Here is a 10940-nt window from a genome sequence, read left to right on the forward strand (position 1 = left end):
TTCCCATAAAAATTGCTCCCTCTATAGTAATGACAGTTTTATTATTTTAACTGTCTACTATAAAGGGAGCATATCATATCATTTATTACTACTTTTTTATAATAAATAGCTTCATATATCTATTAAGCTATACTGGCATCTTTTCATCAAATTAGAAATTACATATACTATAAAATACCATAATACTAAACCTAAAAAAGTTAATACTTCTAAATATAGAATATAATAATCTCCATTTCCTAACAGCTCTAAAGCACTATTTTTAGAAGCAAAGTTAGAAGTAAAACTTATAAACATATAGTTTGTTTTATATATTTCATTAAATATCCCAATAGGTATTCCTATAAGTTGAAGTATTGCAAAGCTCTTTATACAATCTATAAATTTAATTCTATAATCATAAACCACATAGAAATATAGTGGTATAACTATTATGCTAATATGACATACATAAAATTGATAATATCTAAAATACTCATCTGATAATGATAGATCAGGTAGTAATAAACTAGCTATTCCTCCTAATATTCCTACAAAAAACAAGAATTTAAATAATTTTTTAGACTTATTAAAGCAAAGTATTATACATAATATATTGCTTATAAAACAGATATGTAAAGGAATAGTATCATAATTAAATCCAGAATCATGCCATTTTAAAATATAGTATAAAGCTAAAAAAGAAAAAGACACAATAGCTAGTCCATACCTAATATACATATCTAATCTTTTGTTGTTTCTCAATTTATGCTTAAAGGTTATTAATAAAACAATTAAAAATAGTAATATAAAAATAGGACGTATTTTTTCATTTTTAGATAACTCATAATTCAGCATTGGCTCTAAAGAAAAAAAGTTCATGCCACTACTCCCCTTAAATATTTATACTTTAAATATACAGGGTTAAAAACTACATTATGACAACTAATATTAATAAGTTCAAACTTTTTATTAACTGCTTTTTAAAAGCATTCTCTTAAAGAAAAAAGACCAAATATTTATTTTAATATCTTATTTATTTTCTACCTTAGTTAAATTGCTTATATATTCTATTTTCCCATCTAATACATCATCGTAGAAAGATTGTTTATTGTCAATAAAGTCAATACATTCATTAATTTCATTGATTTTTTTCAATAAAGATTTCTTTGATTCATTAAGCATTTCTTTTCTTTGAGGAATTGTAGATGGACCTTCTATGCAATAATTCATATAAAGTTTCATATCTTTAATGCTCATACCACACTTTCTCAAGCATTGTAATCCCTTTAGCCATGCAATATTTTTTTCGTCAAAAATACGATAGTTATTTTTATCTCTTTTTACCGCTGGCACCAAACCCTCTTTGCAATAAAATTTCAATGTTTCGTAAGATATTCCAACCTGCTGACATACCTCTTTAGGTGTATACATAAAATTACCTCCTAATTTCAAAAAAATTTTTTAAAAAAACTCTTGCTCGGTAGCAACTACCGACTGGTAATATTATTATAAAATACAAAATACTAAAAATAAAGGAGAAATTTAAATGCAATATGTAACTTTAAATAACGGAATAAATATGCCAGCAGTTGGATTTGGAGTTTTTCAAATCACTGATAAAGAAGAATGTATTAGGGTTGTGCTAGATGCTATTGATGTTGGATACAGATTAATTGATACAGCACAATCTTATGGAAATGAAGAAGCAGTTGGAGAAGCTATTGCTAAATCATCAGTACCTAGAAAGGATTTATTTATTACAACTAAAGTATGGATTAGCAATGGAGGATATGATAAAGCAAAGAAATCTATTGAATCTTCTTTAAAGAAAATGAAGTTGGATTATTTGGATTTAGTATTAATCCACCAACCACTAAATGATTACTATGGAACTTATAGAGCTATGGAGGATTTATATAAAGAAGGTAAAATTAAAGCTATAGGTGTATCAAACTTCTATCCTGACCGTTTAGTTGACTTAGCTTTATTTAATGAAATAACACCAGCAGTAAACCAAATTGAAATTAATCCATTCCATCAACAATTATTGGCACAGGATTATAATAGCAAGTATGGGGTACAACTACAAGCATGGGCACCTTTTGCAGAAGGAAGAAATGGAATATTTGATAATACTACTTTAAAGACAATTGGAGACAAGTATGGTAAATCAATTGCACAAGTTATTTTAAGATGGTTACTTCAAAGAGGAATTGTTCCACTATCAAAAACTGTGAATAAAGAAAGAATGTTACAGAATATAGATATTTTCGACTTTGAATTAACTAAAGATGATATGGATAAAATTTCCACTTTAGATAAAAAAGAAAGTTCTTTCTTTAACCATCAAGAAGCATCATCAATAGAAATGTTAGCAAGTCTTATTAGATAGAAGTTGAACTAACATATACTTAAATTGGAAGAGAAATTTATGAAAAAAATATTGTACTTAATGAGACATGGACAAACATTATTTAACGTTAGGAGAAAAATCCAAGGGTGGTGCGATGCTCCATTATGAAAAATGATGACCATAAAACAGTTTTAGCTGTTTCTCATGGAGCTGCTTGTCGTCAATTTATGAGATACTGGGCTCATACTAGTGATGTTGATCAAAAAGAAAGATTAGGTAATTGCTGCATACTAAAATTTGAATTTGAAAATGATGAATTTAAATTAATAGAAATAATAAATCATGATTTTAGTAAAATTTCTTAAAAATCTATATTATATATTATAAAGGTCGGCAAATTAGCCGACTTTTTCTTTGTAATTTTTTTAAATTCACTTGTTAATATCTCCCTACCCACTTTAAAAGTCTGCTGTATTAAAGCTTTTCTTTCTTAAAAATATAAAAATTACAAATACTAAAACAGTAAATATAAATAATCCTGGAAAAAGCCATACTTTATTTAAATTATATACATAAGCCGATATTAAAGGCCCTACTGCATAACCTAAAGATTCGCAAGCACCTACAAATCCAAATACAATTCCTTCACTTTTTTTATCTTCTCCAAACTTTAATAGAGAGTTTTGTAATCCTGAATTTAAAAATGTTGCTCCTAAAAAATATATAATAATAGCTACTGTAAATATGCTTATCTTTCTTACTATTGATAATGCACCTAAAGCTATTATCATAAAGATAAATGATATAAATAACTGCTTCTTTACTCCAATCTTATCACTAGTAAATCCACCTATAGGTGCAAATATCCCAAAGATAAATAAATACACGGATATTATTACAGATGTATAAAAGGTACTAGACCCTAAAACCTCTTGCCCATAAAAAGGAAATATTGACACTATACAACCATATATAAAATCTCCTAATAAAGCTATTATCCCTAAAAGAACTATCTTAGCTAAAAGCTTCTTCTCCTTTATGGTTTTAAATATATTACCTATTTTACTTTTAAAATTACCTTTCTTATTTTCAATATTGCTTCTATTATCTCTCTTATTTTCAAAGGCAGTTATATTATCTTTTACATTTTCATCATTACATTTATCTATATTTTTATTATCTAACCTACTACTTTTTGCTGTATCTTTGCTATTTACATCAGCCTTCTTTATTTTCATAATTATAAAAACTACTGTTAAAATAATTCCTATAGAAGACATATAAAATACTAAGTTATAGTTATTTAGCTTTGTAACTATAAATCCACCTATAATAGAAGCAATAGCTCCACTTAATGTAAATACTGCTGAAGCATATCCTGTACACTGCCCTCTTTTTTCTTCATCTAAAGATCTAGCTAATAAAGAAAAAACTGCTGGTGCAGACATTCCAAGTATTGCTCCCTGTGCAATATAAATAATACTAGCTATTAAACTACTACTATTTAAAGTATACAAAAAAGGGATTATAGCCATTAATATAAATGCTATTATTAATAATAACTTATCTCCAATTTTGTTTGTAATAGCTCCAAAAACTAATTGCATTAAAGCCTTACTTAAACCATAAGAAGACATAACTCCTCCTATAATCAAGCTACTTAATCCTAAAGAATTAAAATATAAAGGGATTATAGGTATCATTAAACTATAACTAAATCCAAAAGCAAATCTTTGAATACAAAAATATAAAAGCTCCTTTTTGCTGAATAATATATTATTCTTTAAATTCATAATAAACCTCGTTACCTCTAAAGATTACTTCACTTTATTATTTATCATTACAGCTTTTTTATACTTTTATAAATTTGCTTATTAAACTATCTTTGCAAAAAACAATTATAGACTATATTAACTACCTTATATTTTAGACTTATTAAACAAAGCTAAGTAAATAATCGTTACTAAAACAGACACTATTAACAATCCTAAAAATAAAAAGTTCTTATTATACTCATAAATATAAGATGAAACTAATGGACCTACTGCATACCCTAATGATTCAGAAGCCCCAACAATACCAAAAACAAGACCTTTAATCTCAGGATAAGCTCCAAATTCTGAAAGACAACTTTGTACAGAAGCATTTAAATATGTGGCTCCTAAAAAATACAATATAATTATTACTGTAAATATAGTTATATTCCTAGTTATTATTAATCCTAGCAAAGTAAAATTCATTAAAAGAAAAGAATATAAAAACTGCTTTCTATTCCCTATCTTATCACTAACCCATCCTGCTATTGGTGCTGCTAAACCAAAGACTAATAAATAAACTGATATTATAGCAGAAGTATATCCTGTTGATACATTAAGTACATCCTGTCCATAAAAATGAATTAAAGCCACAACACAAGAATAAATATAATCACCTAAAAAAGCACTACTTGATAAAATAATAATCTTATATACAAATCCTCTATTCTTTATCTCATATAAAATCTCTCCTATACTGGCCTTATTATTTATCTTACCCTTTTCAACTTTTACTTTATCAACTCTAATAACTACATATATCAATGTAAGAAATATTCCTAAAGCAGCTATATTAAAAGCCATATTAAAACTATTAAATTTTGATAATATAAAACTTGCAATAGCAGCACCTATACCTCCACCTAAAGTAAATACTGCTGAAGCAAGCCCTGTGCATTCCCCTCTTCTCTTAACATTTAAAGTTCTTGCAAGTACAGAATAAGTAGCTGGTGCTGCCATTCCAAGAATAGCTCCTTGAATAACATACAAACTTCCAGCCTTAAAAGTTGTATCAGAAAATATATAACCTATAGGTACTAATGCCATTAACATTAAAGCTATTTTCAACGTTAATTTATCTCCTACCTTATCAGAAACAACACCAAAAGGAATTTGCATCAATGTTTTACTTACTCCATATAAAGAAATTACCATTCCTATAGTTATGGTTTCCATTCCTATACTCTAAAAAAACAAAGGTATTATAGGTATCATAACGCTATAGCTTATTCCAAAAAGCAATCTATATATACAAAATCCTCTAAATTTCTTATCTTGCAGTATAAACTGCTTTTTCACATTCCCCATACTTTTATTCCTCTTTCTCCTTAACAAATATATAATACGGTTACACGCTTGCTTATTTATAAATATTGTAATTTAACTTAATTTATAACATTACACTTATTAAAATTTCACATATTGTTTTATATTTAAACTTAACAAATATTTATAGATACAATATAAGATTCAACAATACTTTTTTATTTCTTTCTACTTTAATACTCATTTACGATGATTTTATTTAAATGTATATTGGTTATTTATTAATCAAAAAAAGCTCTGCATCAGATACAGAGCTTTTTTAAACTACTTATATTTAATTTAAAACATATCTATTTTATAATTTACCATTTTATATATCTGATTTTATTAGTCTTATAATAAAACATTCGGTTATTTTGCATTGTAAATTGCTGCAATAAAATAAATTTATATTATTTAATTAAAATTAAATTCATCAACAACAATTGCTGGAATTGTCTTTTGAGCTCCCATTACAGTTTGATAAGTGTGTTCCATTACAAATGTTCCTTTAATTGTAATATAATCATCTTCTAATATATTTCCATTACTCAATAATTCATTATCTACTTCAATCAATACTATTTGGTCATAATTATCATCAATAGCCATTCTGTATTGAGTATAACCATCAGCTTTCATAACTTGAACAATCCTTCCCGAAAAAGTTACTAACTTCATAGCATTTTCAGTAGGATTTCTAGCTATATCTTCATATGTTAATCCAGTATTATACTTTTGAGCTTCAGCTTCTTTCTTAGCTTGTTCTTCAGCTTCCCTTTTTGCTTTTTCCTCTGCTTCTTTTGCTTCTTGCTCTGCTTTTAATTTAGCCTCTTCTTCTGCTTTCTTTGCTTCTTCTTCTGCCTTAAGTCTAGCTTTCTCTTCCTCAGTTGCTTTTTTAACTTCCTCAATCTTTGCATCAACTAACTCTTTTTCAGAACTATTTAATGATAAATATTCCTCTGCAGTTGATACCTTTTTATTAAGTTCTTCATTCTTAGCTTCAACTTTAGCTTTATTCTCTTCATTTTTAATTTCATTCTCTTTAAGCTCCTGTATCTCTTTAGTTAGAGTTTCATTTTCTGCTTTAAGTTTATTTAATTCATCATCATTTGAACATCCAGTAAATAATATTGAGATCATTGCAAAGCATACCATCAATATAGTAATTCTACTTTTTAATATTTTTAGTAAAACTCCTTTTTCTTGATTTTGCTTTTTTCTCATTATCATTCCCCTAAAATTATTATATTCTCATATATATTTTATTTTTATAAATATTATAGTATAACTTATTTTTTAATTTTAGTATGAAAATATCTATTTTAGATTATCTTATGTACTACTTATTTATATATGTACTACTTATTTATAAATATCATAATTTATAACATTGTGTTTGTTAAAATTTCACATATTGTTCTATATTTAAACTTAACAAATATTTACATCTAAAATATAAGATTTATCAGTACTTTTTTATTTCTTTCTAGTTTAATACTCATTTACGATGATTTTATTTAAAAGTAGTCTCTCTTTTATTACATTCATAAAAAAAGTAGAGACAGATTTATTATCTATCTCTACTAATTACAACTCTTCCCTCAATAACTGTGGTTCCCATTACTAATATTACATCTTTTAATAATACTTATACCCAAATTATAAATATCTTTTTATCATTTATAATAACTTCTTCACTTTTATATTCTTTATTCTTATTAAAATTATAAATTACAAGATATCCAGAGTCTAAATCTTTAATATCTAAATAATCATATAACTGCTTTAAACCCTTTTGGTGATATTCTTCACCTCTCCAAATTTTAAGCTCTACTAAATATTTTTCCTTTAGATATGTAATAACAATATCTAATCTCTTTTCTTCCGATACTTGAACTTCTTTAAAGTCAAATCCAACACCATTTATAATAGGCTTTATAAATGCTAAGAATAACAGTCTTCCTTCACGCTCTATAAACTTAGAATCTATGGTGCTATATTGTTCTTTTATAAATTGTTGAAATCTTAAAAGTATCTTTTTAAAATCTAAGCCCGTACTTGTTATAAAATTATCTTTAAAATTATAAGAACTCATATCCACTTTATTCTCTAACTTAGACGAATAATAATTGTATAATCTTTGTTCAAAAACTCTATTAGATATCTTTACTTTTCCATTTAAGTTTTTAAAATATCCAAATATTTCTCCAATATTTATAATTGGATTATCAATATTAAAACTCTTATCTTCTCCATTCATTATTAAATCAAAAATATATTCTTTTAATTCTTCATTATTTTCTATATTTTTAATTAAATCATCAAATAAAGTATTACTTTCTGAAAGTAGTAATTTCATAGCTTTTATTAAAGTTTCTTCATTCCATTTAAAATCTTCTTCTATAAGTTTTTCATCAATTATTTGACATATTCTACTTACTAAAAAAGGGTAGCCACTAGTATATTCATATAATAACTCAGATATATATTCTATATCCATATTCACATTTTTATCTGATGAGTATTCCCTTAACATTGAACTTATTTCTAAACTATTAAAGCTCATATCTATATCAAAATTTACTGCTATATTCCAAGGACTGTTATACTTCTTTTCATCATCATTTCTAAATTTTAGCTTTAAATTTTTAATATCATAAACTCCAGCTAATATAACACTACTAAAGGTTCTGTCCTTACCTTGTTGTCTTAATAAATACTTATTTCTAAGCATTCCTAAAAAGCTTAAAAATAGTTGATTGTTTGAACTTTTATCTACTTCATCTATAAATAAAACAACTTCCTTTTTACTCTCTTTAATAAATTTAGTTATTACTTTAGATAAATCTCTTAAATTTTTAACATCAGTAGCGATACTTAATAATCTTTTACTCTCATTTTCATTAATAAATTCAAGATTATCTGCCATTAATTCAATAAAAACATTAGAAAAGCTTTCCTCTTTAAGAAATACTTCATCTCCTATTCCTTCAAAACTTATACTTATAACTAAATACTCATCTTTTAATCTTTGCTCAAGCATAAACATTGTAGTAGTTTTCCCGTACTGTCTTGGCCTATTTATTACAAAGTAATCTCTTCTATCTATTAATTCTTTTATTTTATTAAGTTTATTATCTATATTAACCATGTAATGCATACTTGGTATACAAACTCCTGTAGAGTTAAATCTTTTATTCATATATTCATTTTCCTCCACCTTGATTCTTACTTTAATTATAACTTAATTGTTATGTTAATAAAATATATATATTACTTAATATTTTCGTTATCTTATATATGTTTATCTACATCCTTTATCATAATAAAATCTTTTATTTTTTCCAATATATGATAAAATATTTATAACTATAAGGGTACAGTTCATTCCATTAATATAAAAGATTATACAGGCAAAACCTTTTTTTACGAAACGAGGATACAAAGTTATTAAAAAACAAAATGTAGAAAAAAATGGAGTTTGGTTACAGAATTATGTTATGGAAAAATAAATAACTTTAATTTATACATTAGATTTAATGAATACTATTTATATTAAATATAAAGATAAAGTACAGGGAGGTTAAACATGAAGAAAGCAACAAAAAAAATTCTTATTATAATTTCTAGTTTATTTTTATTACTTGCAATTTTTGCTGGTGGTTATGCAATATATATGAATGCAACATACTACCGTATTGATGATAATCTATCCTTAGAAATTACAAATAATCAAAATGATATTTTAAAAACTAATACCAATTACTCAGCCCTTACATATAATATTGGGTTTGGTGCTTATGATCAAAACTATTCATTCTTTATGGATACTGGAGCAATGGCAAATGGTACTGCTGTTACAGGGAAATCTTCAAGGGGAAGTAGCAAAGAAACTGTTTTAAAAAATACTAATGGATCTACAGATATAATAAAAGAATTGTCTACTGACTTTGTTGTGCTTCAAGAAGTTGATGTAAAAGCAACTCGTAGTTACAATATCAATCAAAAAGAAACTATAGAAAATGCATTAAGTGATTATGGAAGTGTCTTTACTCTTAATTTCCATGCACCATATATGATATATCCTTTTAACGAACCACATGGTAGTGTAAAATCTGGCCTACTTACCCTAGCTAAATATAAGGTAAGCTCAGCAACACGTATTAGCTATCCTGTAGATACTAGCTTTTTTACTAAATTCTTTGATTTAGATAGATGCTTTACAATTACTCGTTATGAAGTTTCAAACGGTAAGGAATTAGTATTAATAAATAATCATATGTCTGCTTATGATGAAGGTGGTATAATACGTGCCAAACAACTTGAACTTCTTAATACAACTATGAAGGAAGAATATGATAAAGGTAATTATGTAATAGTAGGTGGAGATTTTAATCATGCTCTAAATATAGATGATGATACATTTATATCAGAACAATTAGTCCCTGATTGGGTGTACCTTTTAACTGATGAAAATCTACCTAAAGGCATGAGCATTGTTAACGCTTCTAACAACACTACTGTTCCAACTTGTAGAACTGCTGATATTCCTTATACAAAAGATGTAAACTATACTTCTGTATTAGATGGTTTTATTATTTCTGACAATATTATAGCTACTGCTGAAAATATTGATGCTGATTTTATGTATAGTGATCACAATCCTGTAAAATTAACTTTTAAATTAAAAGAATAATAAAAAAATGCTGTCTACATATAAAGCGTGGCCAGCATTTTTATAATTAACCCATTGTACTAGACAACACTGTGATAAAATATAATTATCACTTAAGTATTCTATATCAATATTATAATTACTTTATGATACTAGCATAATAATCATATCTATAAATATCGTCCTTCTTATCTAATTTGGCATTAATTATTTTATTATAAACTTTATCAGAGCGTATTTCTGTAATTTTCATAACTCCATCTCCTTTAATTACTAATACTAAGGTATTACGTAACGTTAAAATCAAGAGTTTTTATAAACTTTCGTATTATAGCTAATTATCTATAACTGTTTTATAGGCAATATAAGTAGCATAGAAGTATCCGCCATAGATTACCACAAAAATTAAAGTTGTGATAAGTGCTGAAAATAATATGTCATAGTTACCAAAAGTTTTTAGATACTGCTCTATAATGTTTACTCCAACAATTGAGTGAATTATTGCTAATGATAAAGGCAGCATGAAGAAAGTTAATACTTCAATTAAAATACTTTTATTAATCTGACTTCTTGAAGCTCCTATCTTCTTTAATGCTTCATATCTTTCAATGGATTCATTGCATTGTGATAACTGTTGAAGTGCTAAAACAGCTGCGCTAGAAAGTAAAAATACTATTCCTATATATATTGCTATAAACAATATAATGGTTGACATTCCTATGCTTTCATAATAGAGACTGTAGATAATTTTGTGTAATATAGTTTCTTATAAATCAAATATTACTGGAAATTTTGATTTCCAGTAATA

11 protein-coding genes are annotated in these 10940 nt (G+C 25.9%); 4 read left to right on the forward strand and 7 right to left on the reverse strand.

Annotation, left to right across the window (positions count from 1 at the left end):
• Window positions 1-111 precede the first annotated feature (111 nt).
• Both LPC13_RS15880 and LPC13_RS15885 read right to left on the reverse strand, forming a co-directional pair.
• Window positions 112-861, reverse strand: coding sequence for a YwaF family protein (locus LPC13_RS15880; RefSeq protein ID WP_234089007.1), 750 nt, complete (start codon window positions 859-861; stop codon window positions 112-114).
• Window positions 862-1011: 150 nt separating this feature from the next.
• Entirely contained in the window at window positions 1012-1413 is a 402-nt protein-coding gene (locus LPC13_RS15885) for a MerR family transcriptional regulator (RefSeq protein ID WP_005213227.1), read from the reverse strand.
• A gap of 115 nt (window positions 1414-1528) precedes the next feature.
• On the opposite strand from LPC13_RS15885, the gene LPC13_RS15890 reads away from it, so the two are divergent.
• From LPC13_RS15890 to LPC13_RS15900, 3 genes are read left to right on the forward strand one after another with little or no spacing between them, the layout of a single operon-like run.
• Window positions 1529-2374: an aldo/keto reductase gene (locus LPC13_RS15890; RefSeq protein WP_005213225.1), complete on the forward strand. Its 846-nt coding sequence runs from the start codon at window positions 1529-1531 to the stop codon at window positions 2372-2374.
• Window positions 2375-2434: 60 nt separating this feature from the next.
• Complete coding sequence (locus tag LPC13_RS15895; RefSeq protein WP_234089009.1) at window positions 2435-2503, forward strand: histidine phosphatase family protein; 69 nt, start codon at window positions 2435-2437, stop codon at window positions 2501-2503.
• Window positions 2500-2700: a histidine phosphatase family protein gene (locus LPC13_RS15900; RefSeq protein ID WP_005213221.1), complete on the forward strand. Its 201-nt coding sequence runs from the start codon at window positions 2500-2502 to the stop codon at window positions 2698-2700. Before LPC13_RS15895 ends, LPC13_RS15900 begins: the two co-directional genes overlap by 4 nt.
• A gap of 93 nt (window positions 2701-2793) precedes the next feature.
• Here LPC13_RS15900 and LPC13_RS15905 read toward each other — a convergent pair whose 3' ends face one another.
• The 4 genes from LPC13_RS15905 to LPC13_RS15920 form a co-directional block, all read right to left on the reverse strand.
• On the reverse strand, window positions 2794-4128 hold the full coding sequence (locus LPC13_RS15905) for an MFS transporter (RefSeq protein WP_005213218.1): 1335 nt from the start codon (window positions 4126-4128) through the stop codon (window positions 2794-2796).
• Between the two features lie 126 nt (window positions 4129-4254).
• Window positions 4255-5325 carry an MFS transporter gene (locus LPC13_RS15910; protein ID WP_005213216.1) on the reverse strand — a complete coding sequence of 357 codons (1071 nt, stop codon included), beginning with the start codon at window positions 5323-5325 and terminating at the stop codon, window positions 4255-4257.
• A 546-nt stretch (window positions 5326-5871) separates the two neighbouring features.
• The gene (locus tag LPC13_RS15915; protein WP_005213213.1) at window positions 5872-6681 is read right to left on the reverse strand and encodes a hypothetical protein; all 810 of its coding nucleotides are present in this window, start codon (window positions 6679-6681) and stop codon (window positions 5872-5874) included.
• Window positions 6682-7105: 424 nt separating this feature from the next.
• A complete protein-coding gene (locus LPC13_RS15920) occupies window positions 7106-8659 on the reverse strand; it encodes a GxxExxY protein (protein ID WP_040419377.1) in 1554 nt (517 codons plus the stop codon).
• A 387-nt stretch (window positions 8660-9046) separates the two neighbouring features.
• Here LPC13_RS15920 and LPC13_RS15930 point away from each other — a divergent pair, with 387 nt between their 5' ends.
• On the forward strand, window positions 9047-10153 hold the full coding sequence (locus tag LPC13_RS15930) for an endonuclease/exonuclease/phosphatase family protein (protein ID WP_005213208.1): 1107 nt from the start codon (window positions 9047-9049) through the stop codon (window positions 10151-10153).
• Between the two features lie 313 nt (window positions 10154-10466).
• Here LPC13_RS15930 and LPC13_RS15935 read toward each other — a convergent pair whose 3' ends face one another.
• On the reverse strand, window positions 10467-10847 hold the full coding sequence (locus LPC13_RS15935) for an FtsX-like permease family protein (protein ID WP_234089008.1): 381 nt from the start codon (window positions 10845-10847) through the stop codon (window positions 10467-10469).
• Between the last annotated feature and the right edge of the window lie 93 nt (window positions 10848-10940).

This window comes from Clostridium celatum, from assembly GCF_021412605.1.
GTDB lineage: Bacteria > Bacillota > Clostridia > Clostridiales > Clostridiaceae > Clostridium > Clostridium celatum.

What these genes read in the sequence shown, in the direction of transcription:
- LPC13_RS15880 (WP_234089007.1), bottom strand. Translation starts at nt 861, where the DNA reads ATGAACTTTTTTTCTTTAGAGCCAATGCTGAATTATGAGTTATCTAAA.
- LPC13_RS15885 (WP_005213227.1), bottom strand. Translation starts at nt 1,413, where the DNA reads ATGTATACACCTAAAGAGGTATGTCAGCAGGTTGGAATATCTTACGAA.
- LPC13_RS15890 (WP_005213225.1), top strand. Translation starts at nt 1,529, where the DNA reads ATGCAATATGTAACTTTAAATAACGGAATAAATATGCCAGCAGTTGGA.
- LPC13_RS15900 (WP_005213221.1), top strand. Translation starts at nt 2,500, where the DNA reads ATGAAAAATGATGACCATAAAACAGTTTTAGCTGTTTCTCATGGAGCT.
- LPC13_RS15905 (WP_005213218.1), bottom strand. Translation starts at nt 4,128, where the DNA reads ATGAATTTAAAGAATAATATATTATTCAGCAAAAAGGAGCTTTTATAT.
- LPC13_RS15910 (WP_005213216.1), bottom strand. Translation starts at nt 5,325, where the DNA reads ATGGAAACCATAACTATAGGAATGGTAATTTCTTTATATGGAGTAAGT.
- LPC13_RS15915 (WP_005213213.1), bottom strand. Translation starts at nt 6,681, where the DNA reads ATGAGAAAAAAGCAAAATCAAGAAAAAGGAGTTTTACTAAAAATATTA.
- LPC13_RS15920 (WP_040419377.1), bottom strand. Translation starts at nt 8,659, where the DNA reads ATGAATAAAAGATTTAACTCTACAGGAGTTTGTATACCAAGTATGCAT.
- LPC13_RS15930 (WP_005213208.1), top strand. Translation starts at nt 9,047, where the DNA reads ATGAAGAAAGCAACAAAAAAAATTCTTATTATAATTTCTAGTTTATTT.
- LPC13_RS15935 (WP_234089008.1), bottom strand. Translation starts at nt 10,847, where the DNA reads ATGTCAACCATTATATTGTTTATAGCAATATATATAGGAATAGTATTT.